This is a genomic window from Synechococcus sp. RS9902 (assembly GCF_014279635.1).
GTDB lineage: Bacteria > Cyanobacteriota > Cyanobacteriia > PCC-6307 > Cyanobiaceae > Parasynechococcus.
The window spans coordinates 2,076,711-2,095,983 of sequence record NZ_CP047949.1; the positions used below are offsets into that span (position 1 = coordinate 2,076,711).

General features: G+C 58.3%; 23 protein-coding genes. 9 read left to right on the forward strand and 14 right to left on the reverse strand.

Annotated features, from left to right (window positions below; all coding sequences use genetic code 11):
* Nucleotides 1-701 precede the first annotated feature (701 nt).
* The 5 genes from SynRS9902_RS11515 to SynRS9902_RS11535 form a co-directional block, all read right to left on the reverse strand.
* Entirely contained in the window at nucleotides 702-1,019 is a 318-nt protein-coding gene (locus SynRS9902_RS11515; protein ID WP_186509220.1) for a DUF3288 family protein, read from the reverse strand.
* A gap of 290 nt (nucleotides 1,020-1,309) precedes the next feature.
* Nucleotides 1,310-1,501 carry a hypothetical protein gene (locus SynRS9902_RS11520; protein ID WP_115132220.1) on the reverse strand — a complete coding sequence of 64 codons (192 nt, stop codon included), beginning with the start codon at nucleotides 1,499-1,501 and terminating at the stop codon, nucleotides 1,310-1,312.
* A 95-nt stretch (nucleotides 1,502-1,596) separates the two neighbouring features.
* Complete coding sequence (locus tag SynRS9902_RS11525) at nucleotides 1,597-1,881, reverse strand: hypothetical protein (protein ID WP_255446129.1); 285 nt, start codon at nucleotides 1,879-1,881, stop codon at nucleotides 1,597-1,599.
* 81 nt (nucleotides 1,882-1,962) lie between these two features.
* Complete coding sequence (locus SynRS9902_RS11530; RefSeq protein ID WP_186509221.1) at nucleotides 1,963-2,169, reverse strand: hypothetical protein; 207 nt, start codon at nucleotides 2,167-2,169, stop codon at nucleotides 1,963-1,965.
* Between the two features lie 155 nt (nucleotides 2,170-2,324).
* Nucleotides 2,325-2,813, reverse strand: a complete 489-nt coding sequence (locus SynRS9902_RS11535) for a hypothetical protein (RefSeq protein WP_255446130.1) — start codon at nucleotides 2,811-2,813, stop codon at nucleotides 2,325-2,327.
* 107 nt (nucleotides 2,814-2,920) lie between these two features.
* On the opposite strand from SynRS9902_RS11535, the gene SynRS9902_RS11540 reads away from it, so the two are divergent.
* On the forward strand, nucleotides 2,921-3,217 hold the full coding sequence (locus SynRS9902_RS11540) for a hypothetical protein (protein WP_115010336.1): 297 nt from the start codon (nucleotides 2,921-2,923) through the stop codon (nucleotides 3,215-3,217).
* Between the two features lie 6 nt (nucleotides 3,218-3,223).
* On the opposite strand, the gene SynRS9902_RS11545 is transcribed toward SynRS9902_RS11540, so the two are convergent.
* Nucleotides 3,224-3,517: a hypothetical protein gene (locus SynRS9902_RS11545; protein WP_186509223.1), complete on the reverse strand. Its 294-nt coding sequence runs from the start codon at nucleotides 3,515-3,517 to the stop codon at nucleotides 3,224-3,226.
* An 863-nt stretch (nucleotides 3,518-4,380) separates the two neighbouring features.
* Nucleotides 4,381-5,748, reverse strand: coding sequence for a M10 family metallopeptidase C-terminal domain-containing protein (locus tag SynRS9902_RS11550; protein ID WP_186509224.1), 1,368 nt, complete (start codon nucleotides 5,746-5,748; stop codon nucleotides 4,381-4,383).
* Between the two features lie 190 nt (nucleotides 5,749-5,938).
* On the opposite strand from SynRS9902_RS11550, the gene SynRS9902_RS11555 reads away from it, so the two are divergent.
* Nucleotides 5,939-6,733 (forward strand): prohibitin family protein, encoded by a 795-nt coding sequence (locus SynRS9902_RS11555; RefSeq protein WP_115081715.1) that lies wholly within the window; start codon nucleotides 5,939-5,941, stop codon nucleotides 6,731-6,733.
* 107 nt (nucleotides 6,734-6,840) lie between these two features.
* Here the strand turns inward: SynRS9902_RS11555 and SynRS9902_RS11560 are convergent, their stop codons facing one another.
* Together SynRS9902_RS11560 and psbA are read right to left on the reverse strand one after the other, a co-directional pair.
* Nucleotides 6,841-6,972 (reverse strand): cupin domain-containing protein, encoded by a 132-nt coding sequence (locus SynRS9902_RS11560; protein ID WP_370586304.1) that lies wholly within the window; start codon nucleotides 6,970-6,972, stop codon nucleotides 6,841-6,843.
* A gap of 332 nt (nucleotides 6,973-7,304) precedes the next feature.
* Entirely contained in the window at nucleotides 7,305-8,384 is a 1,080-nt protein-coding gene (gene psbA, locus SynRS9902_RS11565; RefSeq protein WP_006850357.1) for a photosystem II q(b) protein, read from the reverse strand.
* 164 nt (nucleotides 8,385-8,548) lie between these two features.
* Between psbA and SynRS9902_RS11570 the strand changes: the two genes are divergently transcribed.
* Nucleotides 8,549-8,716: a hypothetical protein gene (locus SynRS9902_RS11570; RefSeq protein ID WP_186510685.1), complete on the forward strand. Its 168-nt coding sequence runs from the start codon at nucleotides 8,549-8,551 to the stop codon at nucleotides 8,714-8,716.
* Between the two features lie 27 nt (nucleotides 8,717-8,743).
* Complete coding sequence (locus SynRS9902_RS11575) at nucleotides 8,744-9,070, forward strand: hypothetical protein (protein ID WP_186509225.1); 327 nt, start codon at nucleotides 8,744-8,746, stop codon at nucleotides 9,068-9,070.
* On the opposite strand, the gene SynRS9902_RS11580 is transcribed toward SynRS9902_RS11575, so the two are convergent.
* Nucleotides 9,067-9,981: an aspartoacylase gene (locus SynRS9902_RS11580; protein WP_186509226.1), complete on the reverse strand. Its 915-nt coding sequence runs from the start codon at nucleotides 9,979-9,981 to the stop codon at nucleotides 9,067-9,069. The two genes, SynRS9902_RS11575 and SynRS9902_RS11580, sit on opposite strands and share 4 nt — an antisense overlap.
* Nucleotides 9,982-10,051: 70 nt before the next feature.
* Here SynRS9902_RS11580 and SynRS9902_RS11585 point away from each other — a divergent pair, with 70 nt between their 5' ends.
* The 4 genes from SynRS9902_RS11585 (at nucleotide 10,052) to SynRS9902_RS11600 (ending at nucleotide 13,916) form a co-directional block, all read left to right on the forward strand.
* Nucleotides 10,052-11,026, forward strand: a complete 975-nt coding sequence (locus SynRS9902_RS11585; protein WP_186509227.1) for a glutathione S-transferase C-terminal domain-containing protein — start codon at nucleotides 10,052-10,054, stop codon at nucleotides 11,024-11,026.
* Nucleotides 11,023-11,661 carry a DUF2301 domain-containing membrane protein gene (locus tag SynRS9902_RS11590; protein ID WP_186509228.1) on the forward strand — a complete coding sequence of 213 codons (639 nt, stop codon included), beginning with the start codon at nucleotides 11,023-11,025 and terminating at the stop codon, nucleotides 11,659-11,661. Before SynRS9902_RS11585 ends, SynRS9902_RS11590 begins: the two co-directional genes overlap by 4 nt.
* Nucleotides 11,658-13,559 (forward strand): ABC-F family ATP-binding cassette domain-containing protein, encoded by a 1,902-nt coding sequence (locus tag SynRS9902_RS11595; RefSeq protein WP_186509229.1) that lies wholly within the window; start codon nucleotides 11,658-11,660, stop codon nucleotides 13,557-13,559. The genes SynRS9902_RS11590 and SynRS9902_RS11595 overlap by 4 nt, the downstream gene beginning before the upstream one ends.
* 138 nt (nucleotides 13,560-13,697) lie before the next feature.
* Nucleotides 13,698-13,916, forward strand: coding sequence for a CP12 domain-containing protein (locus tag SynRS9902_RS11600; protein ID WP_115131683.1), 219 nt, complete (start codon nucleotides 13,698-13,700; stop codon nucleotides 13,914-13,916).
* A gap of 30 nt (nucleotides 13,917-13,946) precedes the next feature.
* Here the strand turns inward: SynRS9902_RS11600 and SynRS9902_RS11605 are convergent, their stop codons facing one another.
* Nucleotides 13,947-14,129: a hypothetical protein gene (locus tag SynRS9902_RS11605; protein WP_186509230.1), complete on the reverse strand. Its 183-nt coding sequence runs from the start codon at nucleotides 14,127-14,129 to the stop codon at nucleotides 13,947-13,949.
* 93 nt (nucleotides 14,130-14,222) lie between these two features.
* A complete protein-coding gene (cgtA, locus tag SynRS9902_RS11610) occupies nucleotides 14,223-15,212 on the reverse strand; it encodes an Obg family GTPase CgtA (protein WP_115010312.1) in 990 nt (329 codons plus the stop codon).
* Nucleotides 15,213-15,270: 58 nt separating this feature from the next.
* Between cgtA and SynRS9902_RS11615 the strand changes: the two genes are divergently transcribed.
* Nucleotides 15,271-16,449 (forward strand): ABC transporter ATP-binding protein, encoded by a 1,179-nt coding sequence (locus tag SynRS9902_RS11615; protein ID WP_186509231.1) that lies wholly within the window; start codon nucleotides 15,271-15,273, stop codon nucleotides 16,447-16,449.
* 22 nt (nucleotides 16,450-16,471) lie between these two features.
* Here the strand turns inward: SynRS9902_RS11615 and SynRS9902_RS11620 are convergent, their stop codons facing one another.
* Both SynRS9902_RS11620 and SynRS9902_RS11625 read right to left on the reverse strand, forming a co-directional pair.
* A complete protein-coding gene (locus SynRS9902_RS11620; protein ID WP_255446132.1) occupies nucleotides 16,472-18,910 on the reverse strand; it encodes an endonuclease MutS2 in 2,439 nt (812 codons plus the stop codon).
* Entirely contained in the window at nucleotides 18,873-19,271 is a 399-nt protein-coding gene (locus SynRS9902_RS11625; protein WP_114988940.1) for a VOC family protein, read from the reverse strand. The genes SynRS9902_RS11620 and SynRS9902_RS11625 overlap by 38 nt, the downstream gene beginning before the upstream one ends.
* Nucleotides 19,272-19,273: the final 2 nt, after the last annotated feature.

A 19,273-nucleotide genomic window follows, 5' to 3' on the forward strand; every position in this document is an offset into this window, starting at 1 on the left:
AAGCTCTTCAGTCAGAACATCGAACGGGAAATCAGCGCCGTTCAACGGGGTGAACACTCCCCCCTCATCGAGAAATACCTCACAGAGGAAGAACAGGCATCAAGAGACGTCGACAACAAGTCTGAGGACTGACCAGATCGCATGCTCACGGCTCCACGTGAGATCAAGACCAGGCTTAAGGAGACGAACAGGCACGCCATCCCAACAATCGATCGTTCAGGCCCTCAAGGCAATGCGCCTTAATGCTGATGACTTTGTGCCCGGAAGGCACAAAACTATGGGCATCGAGATCGGAGGAGCCCATGACGGACGACACTCCACCCCAGCAGAACGAAGAAGCAGACTGACTTTCTGGCCCCTGCTCCAACAGTCTCAACAATGACCTGGGTTGGTCCTTTGGTGGGCACGCAATGGTCCGCCACACCAATCGACGCTCCACTTGCACCGTCTCAGGTGCCCTCGGAGAAAACGACCCAACACTCGAGTCCATGGCCCCAGGGCGCCTAGAGCCAGACGCTTCGACCCTTTCTTTCTCTAGCTGAATTGATGAGTTGAACGATGCACAAACGAGCGAGTTAGGCCGTCTTTCCACCGGGAAGGGCGGCCTAACTCTTTGGCTGATCAACCATGAAACAATACCAGCCTGATCTCATCTCGTGATCAGGTTTGAACAGTTAACGAAAGAGCCATGCCGGCAAGCATCAAGCGTCTGCATCCTCCACATCGGCCCCAGAACCAACACCTTCAGCCGCAGGATCCTGCCCAGGCCTCCAACCACTCTCCCAGATTTCACGTGTCTTGAGGTTCAACTCATCGCGAGACAGTCTCCATAGCGTGAGACATTTCTGCAAATCATCACGAATGTCATTGGCTCCAGGAAAATCAGCATATCGAGAAAATAACGCAGCAATCGTTGTCAACTGCTGCGGGCCTGGTTCACCCTCATGACCCAACACAGCATCGATTTGATCGCGATCGATGGCGTAAAGCGGATGGGTTTGCTGCGTGTCGTCGGTCATTAACCAATGATGCCTGAACTATTGAGTAGCAACTGTTCAGAGCACTACAAGCGTGACCAACATCAACAGCATGATAAGAGCAACCTACGATAGCAACATCACCGTTGCAGGCCTAGGATCCATGGAGTGTAAGGCCCGAGCTCCACAACGGCGGCATCGACTCCAACGCGGTATAGACATCACCTCAATTCTTGATTCGTTGGAAAGAATGAGGTTTGGAGACGTCCAAGAGGGCCCAATTTAGGACTCACAAGAGAACGAAAAAAAAGTAAGGACAATATTGCTGACGATTAGTCGAGATCCCAGCACTCAGACCCACGACTGGTGAGCAAGCAGACAACGTGCTTCTCCTCGCTGATCAGGCGATACGTGTGCCCATCAGCATCACTACGGGCTCGGGCATGCCAGAAGGCATTGTCTTTGGAAGCGTGTTCGGCACGATTAGACCAGCCATCAACTGTTAGCTCTTGAACAGCAAACATGCGCCTGACTCGAACTGATCAAATGCTCGAGGAGCACGCACGTTCTGTGCAGGATCAACAGAAACTCGTTGGGATCGCTTGATCAGCTGTTGTAATCAGCGCAAAGCCGAGATTTTGTCGACACTTGAACCAACTTCCTCAATAGAAAGACGCTCAGCTGAGGCGTCATTTTGAAGACGAAAGAGAAAGCCATTCACCCAAGCTGTCTCTTTATTGTTGACCTCATGGCCACGGTCAACGAATTCGGGCTGCTGCTGGAACAGATGCAGGAGAATGGTCAGAACATCCTGCGGCGAAAGATTTTCTGGGTCAATCGATGGCAGTTGATCCCTTACATCCAAATACGACATTGACCCGGTGGTCGCAACATCAAAAGCCACAGTTGACTTGCAGGCATGATCAGTCCATCCAAACAAAAAGCCCCACCGAAGTGGGGCTTCATCCCTTGAATGAAATAGGGATCAGAGCCAATTGGCACGCATGGCCTCGTAGGTCACTCCTCGGTATTTCAACTGAGTTGGAGCAACCTTCTCTTTCGCCAGCTTGACGGGAGAGAGATGTGCAGAGGTGTAGTCGCTGGATTCAGATCCGCGAGCCACGGCCTTTTTGGAGCTGTTGCGGAGCTGCACGCGCAGCTCACGCTCCTTCAGAAGCTGAAGAGCATTCATGGTGTTCCTCGTAGAAAGCTCAGGCCCCGTTCCATGCCCTGAGTCGAACTGCGCTTCGCTGTGTAGCGAAGTGAACGTTTGTAGCGATTGCTACAGACTAAATATAGGGCACCCAAGTCAAGTTGCGTTGTTCATCCCGTTACAGCCAGAAGCAATTAAATCAAGTTCAACCGCAAAAGCTGCGCCAATGCGAGCGAATTGTGGTCGTCTTCGTTGGTCGTTCTCAATTCAAGGTTGAAAAAGAGCGCTGATGGCTCCTGAACAAAAGGGCCTGCATGCCACGTTCCCGGATGGAGCTTAAAGGCTTCACCGGCCTGAAACTTGATCAGAGCGATCGAGGATGCGGGGGGCGGACAGCCGGAATCCGTGGAAGGGGCCATGGCCAGCCACCAGGGCTGGGCATCGGCAGATCCCAGACACTGACTCACGCGATGGTGCCGCGTCATCGACTTGAGCACAGGAGGCCGGCGGCGGATCCGCATCACGTAAAAGCGCGGTTGACCGTCTGCAGCGAAATACAGATCTGCATCCGCTGAACCGAACAATGCAGGATCGCTCTGCGGACGCAACAAGGTGCCACAGCGCTCCAGCCAAGGCGAGTCCGATGCAATCGGCGTCAGGCTCTGGGTTTCCTCATGATCCATCCCGTCAGGATATGAAAACCAGCCCATGCACCCGCGCAACAAATGGTGCCTTCGGCCACTGACGGCAGGGTCGGAACTCCCTATCACCTGACAAAGGTGAACCGATCATGCTGACTACCTCGACACGCTTGAAACTGCAAAACATCTGCAGCCGCCTGGCGCAGGGTGAGTTCGTGTCACTCCAGGAACGCGTCTACCTTCAAAAATTTGCCGAACGCGATCGCAGCGTGAGCACGTGGGTGAGCAGAGCGCAACGCTTTCAACGGGAAGGCACACAACAAGGCCTCGACGGCTTGATGGCCGATCTCGACCTGGGGCGACGTCATCCAGACGACCCTGAACATCCAGAAGATGATCTCGGCGACTGGTTCAGCAATGCTTCGCCGTGGCTGCGTCGCGACTGACGCGCCTTAGCTGGGATCGTCGAGGGGGCCGAAATGGTTGACGGCAACAGCCTGCAACGTCCTCAACGATTCCAGAACAGCCAGGCGTTGCTGAGCCTGAGCAAGCATCGGTTTGCCATGGGGGACGCATGATTCGATCAGAGATGCCGCCTCAGAGGCTTCAGCCTTGACCCATCCCGTGCATCGCTCAAGGCGGGTGGTGAGATCACCATCACGCAATGCGCCCGAGTAGTTCGGCCCCGCGAAAACCTCGAGAAGTGTCGCCAGCGCATCCCTGGCATGCTCCCGGTTCACCGTCATAGGGCTTGTGGAATACGGGACCACACTGGCAGCCCAGGCACAAAAAAGCCGCCTCATATGGGCGGCCGGGTGATGGGGATATCCACAGCTTACCCGAACGAACCAGTGATTGCAGGCCTTTTGAAGAAATGGCGACAACACAGACTGCCAAGGTTTTCCACCTTCCTGTGGACAAGCTGCCGCCAAGCGGTGTTTTGTGAAATTCAATCCACCACATCTGGTGGATCAGCTGCACAAACTTGACGAGAAGCACTACACTTACCGAAAAGCCGGGTGATGGGGATTACTTGGCTTATTCCTCCGTTTAACGGAGGTTTTTTTATGCCTTCTGCCACGACAAGGCAGCCCTGTCTGCAGAGCTCACATGGCCAAGGAGCATGTCCATGCAGAAGAGGCAAGCCACATCTGCACAACTTTGTTCACGGATCTGACTCATCTCAGTGAACTGAAGAGACTGATTCAGGTCTGATGACTCAGGCGATTGAAATCAAACCAATAACTTTGTCAGGCAAGACTCAGATCCACGCCAAAGGCTCCTTGCAGCAACACAACATCTCGACCGGATGCGTGCCCTGAACGGATTGCTGCTGCTAGCGATTGCTCTGAGCGTGCTCCCGACTTAAGCAGGCGCTCTTGAGCTGGGTCCTTGTGAACCGGCAAAAGCGATGAAGATCATCGATACCAACCTGGGACAAGGAAAAACGCTTCAGCAAGCCATGCAGATGATGATCAAAGCCAAAGTATTCGACGGATAGAAAGCATGAATCACCTTCATCAACGAGACCTCGATGATCATGCGAAATTCATACCCAAAGGCCTTTAAGTCACTTTGGTTGAATTAGGCATTTATGGAGTATGCATCCCTAGATATCACTAAAGTCACCAAATATGAGATCCTTCTTCAAGGATATTGAAGATAACCCTAACAACTTGAGGACAGGCGAAGCAGCATACTCAACAACAAGATGACGTCCGACTCTTTCAAGTGAAAGATCCATCTTCGGAACTTCAAATACAAGCTGATCAACGCCCACTCGGAAGTCTTTTACCTTGGCAAACGACCCAGGATTAGTGTCAATCCAGAACTGATCATGTCCACGACCACCTATTAAAATATCTCGGCCGCCGATACCACCATATAGAACATCATCGCCTTTTCGACCACACAATCGATTCGATGCCACGTTCCCAAGCAAACGATCATCCGCCGCACCACCGGTGGCATTTTCAATGATACAAAGACCAGCTGGATCCTCAGGTGTCATGCCATCCCAATCATGAGCAATCGTAAAACCACCGAAAACTCCTTCTACCGAACTGATATGACCACCAGCATTTTCACTTTGATCAAGCGTGGCATTACGTAAATCAATTGTAACAGGGGATTTAGCTCGGCTTCCATCAATTCGATCCTTACCTCCGCCATCCCAGATTGCTCGCCAACCTGTTCCCTCTTTATTAGAAGTAGGCAAGCGATAAACATTGGAACCAATTTTAAAATCTGTATTCACTCCGTAAAGCCACTGCAATGCAGCAATATCTAGCGCACCAAGAGACTTCAGGAATCCATGGTCTTGGATCGCTCGAGGCACGTAACCGTTACGAGCTCCTTTATCAACATAGCTGAGTTGGGTGAAAGGATGGGCATTTTGGTTGTAGGTGCCTTTATCACGATATTCATTGGACCAGCGCTTCAAACCGGGAAAGCGAGGTTGCCCCAACAAACCCCTTTCGTGGGGATGCTTTAAGCCAATGGCATGACACAGTTCGTGCAGAAATGTAATTCCGTAAAAGCTTCCCCTCACAATGGAATGCTTTACTTTGCCATCAGGAAACTCATACATGGAGCGATTGATGGCAACCAGTCCTTCATCAGAGTCACTTCCTGGGGTGTAGGCGAAACCATAACTATCATCCGCATTTTTATTATCGAGTGTGTAGAACCAGATTTCAACCTGATCATCAGCATCATCTCCCCGATCAATAAAGCGTAGGCCAGAGACACTTTCGATGTCGTGGATGCCATCAAGGATCAGCTGACGCTCTTGTTGACTCCAACCCAAACTTGGATAACCACCAAACGTCCCTCTAGGAGCATCTTGAGTGTTGCTGATGAAGGTGTAACCAATGGCAGGACGATCGCTGTTTGTTCCCCAGCGGTAGCCGTCCGTGAGGCCATCAATCCAAATATTCCCTGAGGGCTTGACCTTGATCGCGTGCTGATAGGTCACAAGCGAGCAGATCAATCATGCACTCGACAAGCCAGTCTAAAACCGCTTGAAGCCCATCAACTAATGTCTTTTCATTCTCAGGCAATTCTTAAGATCAGTGCGAGATGATGTCGGATTACCTTCGATCTTCAGGCTGGGGCAACGCTGAGCGGACAGACCAGACATCATCGAGTCAGGATCTCGGCCCATCATGCAAACCCCACGACGGATCAACGATCCCGCCAATAGCCTCGCCGTGGTGGTCGCCGTCGTTCTCAGCGCGCTGCTGTTGTTGGGGCAGGCTCTGTTCATCGTTCCGGCCGGCAAGGTTGCCGTGGTCACCACCTTGGGCAAGGTGAGCGGAGGTTCGAGACTCCCGGGCCTCAATCTCAAGGTGCCGTTCATTCAATCGGTGTATCCCTTTGATGTGCGCACCCAGGTCAAACCGGAGGAATTTGCCACCCTCACCAAAGACCTCCAGGTGATCGAAGCCACCGCAACCGTGAAATATGCCGTTCGCCCCAACGAAGCCGGACGGATCTACAGAACGATCGCCGGCAACGATCGCGAGATCTACCCCCGCATCATTCAGCCGTCATTGCTGAAAGCCCTGAAATCGGTCTTCTCCCAATACGAGCTAGTCACCATTGCCACCGAATGGAACGACATCTCCGCCCTGGTGGAGCGCACGGTCGCCGAAGAGCTCGACAAATTTGATTACGTGGAAGTGCGGGGGCTCGACCTCACAGGCCTGCAAATCGCCGAGGAATATCGCGCTGCAATTGAACAGAAACAGATCGCAGAGCAGCAACTGCTCCGCGCCCAGACCGAAGTGAAGATCGCTGAGCAGGAAGCCCTGCGCTACGACACCCTCAACCGCAGCCTCGACGATCAGGTGCTCTACAAACTTTTCCTCGACAAATGGGATGGGCAAACGGAGGTGGTACCGGCCCTTCCGGGCAGCAACGCCAGCACACCTCCAGTAATTGTGGGGCGACGCAGCTGAACCAACGCCAGCCGTGGTTGTTGATCAACAATCGCTTCTCGAAGACAAAGATCGTCTCGAAGAACTGCGCCGCAGTTACGACGGCGAAGCACGGCTGAACGAGTCCTTCATCGTTCTGACGGTTGGCGCCAGCCTGATCGCCAGCCTGGGTCTGGACTGCGATGCAACTCGCGGTACCAGCCCCCCTCTGGATGGGGCTTTAAGCCGTGGTGCTGGATCAGGGTTTGCATTTTTCTCATGGATGTACAGCGCGTCGTCTCATCCGTTTTGGTTGCCTCTTAACCCGGCTCGTCCACAGGACTGTTTAGTAAACGCCGACAAGCAAAAGCGGTGTGTTCTTGTGATGTCGAAGTTGCCTCGCTCCCACACTGCTGATTCGAAGTAGAGCGTTGCCGAGGTTCAGATCACACTGAGTTGTGCAGTGAGAATCTCAGATGGCTCTTCTCTGTTGATGGTTGATTGGAGCTCAATTCTGAAAGCACAACAAAAAGCCCCCTCCGAGGAGGGGGCTTTCCGATTCAGTTGATCTGAATCGTTTTTGCTGTTCCAAAAGGAACAGGTTGATTCCAGATCAACCGATGGCAGGAGCCTGCAGAGCCACAGGAGTGGACTCAGCAGCAGCCAGGTCGAGGGGGAAGTTGTGAGCGTTGCGCTCGTGCATCACTTCCATGCCGAGGCCGGCACGGTTCAGCACATCAGCCCAGGTGTTCAGGACGCGGCCCTGACCATCAAGGATGGACTGGTTGAAGTTGAAGCCGTTCAGGTTGAAGGCCATGGTTGACACGCCGAGGGCGGTGAACCAGATGCCGACAACAGGCCAGGCAGCCAGGAAGAAGTGAAGGCTACGGCTGTTGTTGAAGGAGGCGTATTGGAAGATCAGGCGACCGAAGTAACCGTGGGCAGCCACGATGTTGTAGGTCTCTTCCTCTTGGCCGAACTTGTAGCCATAGTTCTGAGACTCGCTCTCGGTGGTTTCACGCACCAGGGAGGAGGTCACCAGGGAGCCGTGCATGGCGGAGAACAGGCTGCCGCCGAAAACACCTGCGACGCCCAGCATGTGGAAGGGGTGCATCAGGATGTTGTGCTCGGCCTGGAACACCAACATGTAGTTGAAGGTGCCAGAGATGCCCAGGGGCATTGCGTCAGAGAAGGAACCCTGACCGAAGGGGTAAACCAGGAAGACAGCGGAGGCTGCAGCGACAGGTGCGCTGTAGGCAACGCAGATCCAGGGGCGCATGCCCAGGCGGTAGGAGAGTTCCCACTCACGACCCATGTAGGCGTAGATGCCGATGAGGAAGTGGAAAACAACCAGCTGGAAGGGGCCGCCGTTGTACAGCCACTCATCGAGGGAAGCAGCTTCCCAGATGGGGTAGAAGTGCAGGCCGATGGCGTTGCTGGAAGGAACAACAGCACCAGAGATGATGTTGTTGCCGTAGATCAGGGAGCCAGCGACGGGCTCACGGATGCCATCGATGTCGACCGGAGGAGCGGCGACGAAAGCGATGACGAAACAGATGGTGGCAGCCAGCAGTGTGGGGATCATCAGCACACCGAACCAACCGACATACAGACGGTTGTTGGTGGAGGTGACCCACTCACAGAAGGCCTGCCAGCTGGAAGCGCCGGAGCGCTGCTGGAGGGTGGTGGTCATGAGAACGGAAAGAAATGTTCCCGAAGGAACGGTTTAAGGAAGGGCAGGAAAGCCCTGCCTGATCGGGAGTGTAAAGGAAGTTTGCGCTGTGTGTCCACAGATTGCGAAACCAACGCCTAAGAGCCCAGGCGAGGAAAGCGATGCTTTCGAAAGACTTAAGATTCATGAGACTCATCAAGGCGCTATTGGTTCTGATCCGCTGGATGCAAGCCGGCCATCGCTTGGAGGAAACCGTTCCTCTGAGCCAGGCCCGCCACAGGCGACTGGAGCTGGAGGCTCAAGGTGCCACCGTGTATTGGAGTGAACGTCTGGCCCAGGGCCAGTTCTGTTGAGAGGCTGGGGCCAATCAGCACAGGCCCATGCAGCGTTTGATTCCCCTGATTTGTCTTGGGCTGACCTCGGTTGGTCTCACCAGCTGTGGACTGGTGAGCTCAAGCGGCGACCAACCAAACGCAAGCGCTTCGATCAAAAAGCTGGAACAACGCATCAACCAGCTGGAGCAGGAGCTGCAACAAATCAAGTCGCCCGGCGGCGATGCCGACAGCAAAACCCCGGCTGGTCCGCTGCGATCCCTCACCCTGCGGATCGGCACCGAGGACGACCGATTGCGGATGTACTGGGCCGATGGTCAGACGAGCAATCTGATCTGCTCTCAAGAAGGGAAAGGTGTTTGGGCCTGCGGTTAGGCCGCAGAGAGCAGCTGCTGCAAGGCCGGCAGCCAGGTGGGCTGCAGGGGCCACACCTCCCGGCGCGTGAGGGAGAAAGCAATGCTTTTCTCCGCGTAGGCCGCTTCATTCACAAACACCGGAATCTCCCCCTCAACCCACGCTTCACCACGATCGGTGCCATCCGCAGCACGGAACATCGCCTGGGTTGAGCTGATGTCCTGCCAATCGCGGCCCTGCAGTTTGGGATGCACAAGGGCCTGAGGCTCTCCGTTCTCCGCCTTCGGAAGATCCAGACTCCCCAGGTGACGGTGCACCACCAGAGCATCCGGCAGCCGGGCCAAGCCCTGATGTGCCTGATCCAAGGCCCTCAGGCAGGTTTCCAAGCCAAGACGGGTCTGTTCAACGACCCGGGCATTGAGCAGACCTTGCGGCACAGGGCCCACCTCGATCACCAGGCCGCAGGGCCAGGATTCAACAAGGAAGCCGGTCTGCTGAGCATCGGCTTCGTGCAGATAAATCGGCAGGCCGAGCGCTCCCTGCACCAAAGCCGCGAGGGCGAGATCAGCGGGACGCCGGCCGTACACCACCAGGGAATTGCCCATGGCCGCTGTGGTGCTGTGCAGATCGATGGCCACGGCACAAGGCTGCTCGCCGGTCGGGCCGTGCAAGCGCAGGAGTTCTCCAGCACGCTGAAACTCCAAGCCGGGGGCCCCCTGCTCCAACTGTTCCGGGAGGAAGCAGCGGTTGAGGTCACGATCGACGTAACGGCAGCGAAGGCGCAACGCTTCCGGGTTGCCGATCACCTTCTGCACCGCCAAGCCAGCAACTTTGATCAGATCAGGGTTGGCCTGCCACTGCTGCAGCAACCAAGGGGCATTGACCTCATTGCCGTGGGTGCCGGCCACCACTAGAACGCCACAGCTGCTCATGGACCACAGCGAACCAAGTTCTGACTGAAGCACGAGTCACAGCGAGGATGAAAGCGATCCAAACCGCGCCATGTCGATCCCACCTGTTGTGGTCACGGCCGCCCGTCGCAGTTGGCGATGGCAATGGCAACGGCTCATGGGTGGGCTGGGCCCAGCCGATGCGGCCGGCAATTACACCCGCCCAAGCAGCGATCCGCTCAGCCCGCCGGCTTTAAACCCCGAAGACCTGCTCCAGCGCAGCGCAGACCAACGGCCAATCCTGGTGATCGGGCGCAGCTGCCCCTGGGCCCACCGCACCTGGCTGGTGCATCAGCTGCGCCATCTGCACAACAGCCTCACCCTCGTGATGGCACGGGCGGATCACAACGCTGGACGCTGGGCCCTCGATCCAGCCTGGGAGGGGTGCAAAACGCTGCTGGAGTTGTATCAGCACTGCGGCGCCCCCCCCAGCTACCGGGCCACCGTGCCTGTGCTGGTGGATCCCAAGACGCGCACCCTGCTGGGCAATGACAGTGCACCACTGGTGGAGCTGTTGAACCGCTGGCCCCATCAAGACGCTGTTGTGGACCTGGCACAGGCGGAAGCCACCGACAGGATCCAGGCCTGGCAGCAGCGGCTGCAACCGGCCATCAACGATGGGGTGTACCGCTGCGGTTTCGCCCGCAACCAAGCTGCCTACGACCGCGCTGAAGCCGATCTCTTCGCTGCCCTCGATGCGGTGGAGCAGAGCCTCGAAACCAATGGTCCATGGCTGTGCGGCACGGAGCTGACCCTGGCGGACGTGCGCTTATTCCCCACCTTGATCCGCTGGGAACTGGTCTATGCGCCCCTGTTCGGCTGCACTCGGCAACCGCTCTGGCACTACCCACACCTCTGGGCATGGCGACAACGCTTTTACGCCTTGCCAGGCGTGGCAGACACCTGCGACGGCAACGCCTGGCGACACGACTACTTCGGTGCCCTGTTCCCCCTCAATCCCGGCGGCATCGTTCCAGCCGGTCCTGACCTGAGCACACTGGTGAACAGCACGGCGGCGTCGGGATGACCAGCGCAGATCCAACCTTTGAAGGTGTCTACGGCCCTTACTCGATCACCGCTGCCGATCGCCAGGAGGTGCGTTCCTATCGGATCGCCCTGTTGATCACAGGCCTCAGCCTGGCTACAGGAGTGCTGCAGTGGTGGCAGACCGATAGCCCCTGGGCATGGCTCTGGGTGCTGCCGATGGCCACGGCCCTGGGCCTGGCACTGCGCTGGATTCACATTTATCTCCGTCCCTTGCACCGCGCCCTTCAACTGTTCTGGCTCATTGGTTGCATCGGTTGGGGGGCCCTGCTGCTGCAGGCCGGCCCCACCGAAGCGCTTGCCGCCCTCCGGGACCAGCCGCTGTGGATCCTGGCCATCGGGCCGCTGTTTGCCGCCTTGGCGGGCATCGGCTTCAAGGAGTTTTTCTGCTTCCAACGGCCCGAAGCCATCGGCCTCACCTTGCTGTTACCGGCAGCGCTGCTGGGGCATCTGGTGGGTCTGATCAATGGCCCCCTCTGCCTGGCTCTACTGGAAAGTGCAGCATTGCTGCTGGTGTTGCTGGCCCTGCGCAAATTCGGCATGGAGGCAGCAGCGGATGTGGGCGACAAGAGCGTGTTTGCTTATCTGGACGGTCAACTGCCCGCTGGCACGCCGTGAGTCTGATCAGCCTGGTGGGTGCGGCCAAGGATTTCGGCATCCGCACCCTCTTTTCCGATCTCGATCTCCACATCGGTGAAGGGGAACGGCTCGGGCTAATCGGTCCCAATGGAGCCGGCAAATCCACGCTCTTGAAGGTGCTGGCGGGGAAAGAGCCACTCGCTGAGGGGGAACGGCGCTGCTCACCCCGGCTTCGGGTGGAGCTGGTGGGTCAGGAGAGCCGGATCACTCCGGGGCTCACGGTGCTGGAGCAGGTGCTGGAGGGCTGTGGTGCCAAACGGGATCTGCTGGTGCGCTTCAGCGCCCTCAGCGACGCCATCGCGGCAGAGCCCAGCAATGAAGCACTCATGGCGGAGCTGGGTCAGCTCAGCCAACGGATGGATGAAGAGGACGCCTGGAGCCTGGAGCAGCAATGCCGGGAAGTGCTGCAGAAACTGGGCATCAGCGATCTCCAGCGCCCGGTCGACGACCTCTCCGGCGGATACCGCAAACGGGTGGGTCTGGCATCAGCCCTGGTGGCCTGCCCCGATGTGCTGCTGCTGGATGAGCCCACCAACCATCTCGATGCCGCTGCCGTGGAATGGCTGCAGAGCTGGCTGGATCGCTATCCCGGGGCTCTGGTGCTGGTCACCCATGACCGCTACGTGCTCGATCGGGTGACGCGACGGATGGTGGAGGTGGACCGAGGCCAGGCCCGCACCTATCAGGGGAACTACAGCACCTTTCTGCAGCACAAAGCGGAAGAAGAGGCCTCTGAAGCGGCCTCAGCGGCCAAGTTCAAAAGCGTGCTTCGCCGCGAATTGGCCTGGCTACGCCAGGGCCCCAAGGCGCGCAGCACCAAACAGAAGGCGCGACTGCAACGCATCGAAGCGATGCGCGAGCAGAAACCCAATCAGGCCAAAGCCAAGTTGGAGATGACCGGCATCAGCCGGCGCATCGGCAAACAGGTGATTGAAGCGGAAGCCGTTGGGGTCACAGCCGATGGCAGCGGGGGCGGTCGCCCACTCCTCGATGGCTTCAGCTATAGCTTCAGCCCTGAAGACCGGATCGGCATCATCGGCCCCAACGGCAGCGGCAAATCCACCCTGCTTGATCTCATCGCCGGACGGCGCGAGCCAACCCAGGGCAGCCTGCTGCTTGGGGAGACCGTTCACATCGGTTACCTGGACCAGCACACCGAAGACTTCAACAAAGGCAAAGGGCTCGATCGCAAAGTGATCGAGTTCGTGGAAGAAGCCGCCAGCCGGATCGATCTGGGCGGTGAACAGGTCACCGCATCCCAGCTTCTGGAACGCTTTTTGTTTCCACCAGCCCAGCAGCACAGCCCCTTGGCCAAGCTCTCGGGAGGCGAGCGCCGCCGCCTCACCCTCTGCCGGATGCTGATCCAGGCGCCCAACGTGTTGCTGTTGGACGAACCCACCAATGATCTGGATGTTCAGACCCTCAGCGTCCTGGAGGATTTTCTTGAGGACTTCCGAGGTTGCGTGATCGTTGTTTCCCACGACCGTTACTTCCTCGATCGCACGGTTGATCGTCTGTTCTGTTTCGACCAAGGACGGCTTAATCGCTTTGAAGGGAACTACAGCGCGTTTCTGGAGCAGCAACGCCAGGAGGAACGCAGCCAAAGCCAGGCGAGCAAACCCTCCACACCCAAACCAGAGAGCAGCCGCAAGACCAAGCGCGACGGCCCGCGGCGGCGAAACTTCAAGGAAAACAAGGAGCTTGCGGCGCTTGATCAACAGCTGCCTGAACTGGAGCTGAAGAAAGAGGAGCTGGAACAGCAGATGACCCGGGAAGGCGCTGACATGGCCAAGCTGAGTCTCGATCTGGCTGAGATCATCAACCGCATTGAACAAGCGGAAGAACGCTGGCTGGAACTCAGTGAATTGGCGCCCTGATCAACGATCTGTAGCCGTGGTTGTAACCACGGCTACAACCACTTCAAATCAACGTTGTCGGATGGTCATGGGGTGGGATTCCACCACTCCAAAACCGATGAATCGCCGTAAGGTGCTGCCAGGCCACGGTCTGAATTCATGAAGTCCATCGACGAACACATCCAGAAGGATCAATCCGAAATCGAAGCTGCCAAAGCAGCTGGAGACGAGGCCAAGGTTCGTCACCTCACCGATGAGCTGAAGTCGCTGGAGGAATACAAGGAACACCACCCCGGCGACAGCCACGACCCCACGTCGCTCGAGCTGCATTGCGAGGCCAATCCCGATGCCGAGGAGTGCCGCGTCTACGACGACTGATTCAACCAGCGACGTAAATCCAACGAGGGCTCAGTAGTCCTCGTTGTAGTCGGAGGGGCTACCGGTCAGGCTGCAGACGACAGCCTCCTCCTTACGCATTGCCTTCACTTCAGCGATCGGGCGTCCCATGCGTTGAAGCACAGCAACATCTTCTTTTGTTTGGCACCGGGCGATCACGTCGCCCTTGTTGTCCAGACAGGTGTAAAAGTTCATGTCATGGGAGAGACATTCCCGTTATGGCTCCCCCGCGATCAGGCCACAAGCATCGGTGTGGCTGATCGCATGAAGATTCTCTGGAGCATCAGCTCACACTCCGAGCTCGGCCCAGGTTTCTGCCAGCAACTGATCGAGGTTGGTTCCCATGGCGGCTGAAATGCACAGCACGGGACGACCACTCGCCGCTTCAAGGTCTTGTCGCAACCTGGGGAGATCTTCTTCTGTCACCAACTCCTGTTTGTTGATCACCAACAGACGTGGCCGATCAACCAGACCATGGCCATAGGCCTCCAGCTCCTGCTGGACGACGTTCAGGTCAGCCACGGGATCCTCGGATCCTGCGTCCACGAGATGGATCAGCAGACGGGTGCGTTCGATATGACGCAGAAAGTCGTGGCCAAGACCAGCGCCCTGGGCGGCCCCCTCAATCAAGCCTGGAATATCCGCGAACACGGTTCCATCTCCACTGGGGCGGCGCACCACACCAAGGTTGGGAACCAAGGTGGTGAAAGGGTAATCGGCAATCTTGGGTCGCGCTGCCGAGAGCACGGCGATCAAGGTGCTCTTGCCGGCATTGGGAAGACCAATGATGCCCACCTCAGCCAGCAACTTGAGTTCCAGCTGCAGGGGCCATTCCTCACCCTCACGGCCCTCGGTGAATTTCTCCGGAGCGCGGTTGCGATTGCTCAGGTAATGGGCGTTGCCCAAACCACCTCGCCCACCGAAGGCAACGGTGAGACGCTCACCCGGAGTGGTGAGATCTCCCAGAAGAATGCCGGTGCGCAGATGGCGTACCTCCGTGCCGCAAGGCACCTTGATCACCAGGTCTTTCCCTGATGCACCGGTGCATTTGTTCGGACCACCGCGTCGCCCATCGTCAGCGGCGAACAGGCGTTTGTACTTGAAATCGAGCAGGGTTTGCAGGTTGCTATCGGCCTCGAGAACCACTGGAGCCCCACACCCGCCGTCACCTCCGGAGGGGCCTCCAGCGGGCACATACTTTTCACGGCGAAATGCAGCGATGCCATCGCCGCCGCGCCCGCCTCGGACCGTGATCCGTGCCTGATCGATGAACTGCACGGTGCTGCCGGCTCAATCCAATCGTTAACCCTAAGATTCAGCCGCTGCAGCTCTGTCTTTGGCCGGCGTCCGTTTCGAAGACCTCAGCAAGACCTTCCCAGGACGCGGCGGCGGTGATCCCGTTGAGGTGATTCGTCAGTTGAGTCTGACGATCAACGATGGCGAGTTTTTGGTGCTGGTCGGTCCCTCGGGGTGCGGCAAAAGCACCTTGCTGCGACTGCTCGCTGGTCTCGACAGCCCCACCAGCGGAGAAATCAGAATCGGGGCCCGGCCCATCAGCGATGTGCCGCCAGCGCGCCGCAACGTCGCCATGGTGTTCCAGAGCTATGCGCTCTACCCGCATCTCAGCGTGCGGGACAACCTCAGCTTCGGACTGCGCAGAAGCCAAGCGAGATCAACCGTCCAGCGCATCCAAGATCAAGCCTTTCGAGCCACGCGCGCCTTACGCAAACCACTGAGGGTGCGGTCGGTCAGAGAAGAACGAATCGAAGCCCGGGTGAACACCGTTGCCAGATCTCTGGAACTCACGGAATTGCTCGATCGAAGGCCAAAGGAACTGTCCGGCGGACAGAAACAACGGGTCGCCCTCGGACGCGCCATGGCGCGCAATCCCGAGGTGTTTTTGATGGATGAACCGCTGAGCAATCTCGACGCCAAACTCAGAACGAGCACGCGCCAAAGAATCGTCGAGCTGCAGCGAGAACTGGGAACAACGACGGTTTATGTGACCCACGACCAGGTGGAAGCGATGACCATGGGGGACCGCATCGCTGTGTTGAACCAGGGGCGCCTGCAGCAACTCGGGACCCCCATGGAGTTGTACAGATGGCCCTCCAACATCTTCGTGGCCCAGTTCATTGGCAGCCCAGCGATGAGCCTTTTGCCCGTCACGGTGGGACCCAATGCAACTCTGATTCTGGGGAACAAGCGCATTCAGGTTGAAGGCGCAATGGTTGAGCCTTTACTTCAACGAGAAGGCCAACACCTCACCGCAGGATTGAGGCCTGAACACTGGCATCTGGCACCGGCAACGAACCGGAATCTCCAAGCCGAGGTAAGCCATTGCGAGCGTCTGGGCAATGAGCAGATCCTCACCTGCCGGCTCCTGGATGGTGATCAACTTATCCAGGTCAGAGCTTCAACGGAGATCAACATCACTGCCGGCGATGCCATCCACCTCGACCCTGACCCCACAGGCTGGCGGTTGTTTGATGCGGATGGTGAAGCGATCCGTTAGCCACTGAAGCTCCTGAACCAGCTCAACGCACCCAGACAACGCTGCAGCCCGGTCCGCCGTCCCCCTGCTTGGCATCGGTCACCCGTTCCACATAGGGCACCGTGTCCAGCCAGGCGCGCAGGCCGCGCTTGAGCTTGCCCGTGCCGATGCCGTGGATCACCCAAACCGGCCCATTGGCACTGCGCAAGCATTCCTCAACCGCCGCTTCGGCCTCATGCACCCGCATGCCACGCACATCAAGGGTGTTGCGACTGGTGCGCACCTGTGCACCGCCGCCTCCTACGGAACGGGCTTGCACCTTCACCACCGGCTTTGGAGGCGGCTCCGGCTTACGCCCATCCAGGCTTTCCACCGCCGCCAGATCCACCGTGGTGCGCATCACCCCACAACGAACCGTCAGCTGAAGGCCGTCATCAGTGATGGCCAACACATCTGCAGCCTTGCCGAGGGCAAGCAAGCGCACGCGATCCCCCACAGACGGACGCCAACCCGGCTTGGGTGCACGCCGTTCAGGGGTTGGGCGGTGATGGTCTTCCAAGCTGCGTAACCGTTGCCCAGCCTTTCGCGCGGTTTCCCCATCCGCGCGCTCATCCCGCAGACGGCGAATCAGCGTGCGAACTTCTTTCTGGCCCTGACGGATCGACTGCTCCAAGCGTTGACGGCCCTGCTCCTGGCGTTGCGCGGTCTGCTGCTTTTGCTTCTGCCAGCGCTGCAGCAACTCCTCGTGCAGCAGCTCCGTGCGTGCCAGGAGTGCTGCAGCGTCTTCTGCCGCGGCCTGCTGGCGCTGCCGTTGCTCCTCCAAGCCACGGATCACACTGTTCACCTCACCATCACCCCCTGGGGCCAACAGCTGCTGGGCCTGGTGAAGCACATCCGAATCGAGCCCAAGGCGCGTCGCAATTGCCAGTGCATTGCTGCGTCCTGGAATTCCCCACAGCAATTCATAGGTGGGGGACAAGGTCTCAGGATTGAACGCCACAGAGGCATTCTCAAAACGGGCGTCGTCGTATTTGAGGGCCTTGAGTTCACCGAAGTGGGTGGTGGCAATCGTGAGCCGAGCCCGATCCGCAAGAGCCTTGAGCAGAGCCGTGGCCAGGGCCGTTCCCTCGCTGGGATCCGTTCCAGCACCCACCTCATCCAGGAGCACCAGGGCTGGAGAAGCACCGCGCTGCAGCGCCTCAAGAATGCGCCCGATCCGCTTCACATGACCACTGAAGGTGGACAAGCTCTGCTGGAGGGACTGCTCATCTCCGATGTCCGCCAGCACCTGGGCACACCAGGGCAGGGAAGGTTGCCCCGAACAGGGCAAAAGCATGCCGGCGCGCGCCATCAGTGCAGCGAGACCGATGCTTTTCAGGGTGACCGTTTTGCCACCGGTGTTCGGGCCGGTGATGGCCACCACCCGCAGCTGTGGCGACACCTCCACCGAAATCGGAACCACCGCAGGTCCATCCGCCCGTTTGTGCTGCCAGACCAACAGCGGGTGCCGCAGCCCTTGAAGGCTGAAGGGGGCCTCTTCATCCAAATCAAGCTGCGGCGCCACGCCGCCTAGCCAGCGGCCGTAGCGCCCGCGGGCCAGCGCCAGATCCAGCGTTCGCAGCACGACCACCACTTGATCGAGGGCGGCTGCTTCCTCCGCCACCAGACGGCTCAGCTCCGCCAACACCTTGCGTTCTTCATCCCGGATGCGGGACTCCAGCTCCACCAGCTTGTTGCCCATCGTGAGCACCGAGCGGGGTTCCACAAACAGGGTGCTGCCGGAGGCCGAACTGTCGTGCACCTGACCCTGCACCTGGCTCACCGCACCGGCCTTCACCGCCAGAACAGGACGCCCATGACGCTCGGCGATCACACTGTCCTGCAGGGATGGGGCCAGGCGCCGCAGCAGCTCCTGAAGTTTGTCGCGACGTTCCTGGCGCAGACCGTTCCATTGATGCCGAAGCGCCGACAACGCCGAGCTGGCGCGATCAGCGACGCGGCCGCCCTCTTCGAGCGCGAATTTGAGCCGCTGCTCCAACTCCGGCAGCGTCACCATCGTTTCAATCAACGCGGTGCACACCGGGCGCAGCTCGGGATCGTCGATCTGACGGCGCAGCCGACGGGCCGCTGCCAAAGTTTCCGCCACGGCCAGCAGCTCTTCACCGGAGGCCACACCTCCCTTGCTGCAGCGCAGCACAACGGGCTCGAGATTCCGCACACCGCGGAAGCTGAGCCCCCCCTCCGTGAGGTCATCGAGCACCGCCATTTCAACCGTCTGGGCAAGGCGCTGTTTCGATTCCTCCAGGCTGGCGGGCAGCGGTTGAACCCGGGCTGCATCACGACCCATGCCGGTGCTGGCAAAGCCGCTGAGATGGTCACAGACCCGATGCCACTCCAGCAGTTCAAGGGTTTCCTGCTGAGCCCGGTCCGCCCCTTGACTCAAGTCAGCTGCAGTTGGAGGGGATGCCACCGGGGGGTTCATAAAGCATTTCGAGCCAGTTGCCTTCAGGGTCTTTCAAATAAAAAGACGCCGTGCCGTCGCGGTGGTCATGGACGGCACCAACGTGCACACCCTGCGCCTTGAGACGGTCGTGAATCACATCAACCTCCGCACGATCGCGGAAATGGAAGGCGAAATGTGGGCCAGCGGCTTTGTAATCCGGGCCTAACAAGGCGAGTCCATCGCGACCTTCCCCGGCTTCCAGATAGCACCAGTCGTTGGCACGCCAGACCAGACGCATGCCCAGATCGGTGTAGAAGGCAACAGCCCGATCGACGTTCTCAACACGGATCGCAACGTGACCGAGACGATCCACACCTTTGGGTTGATCGGCTGTTGCCATCG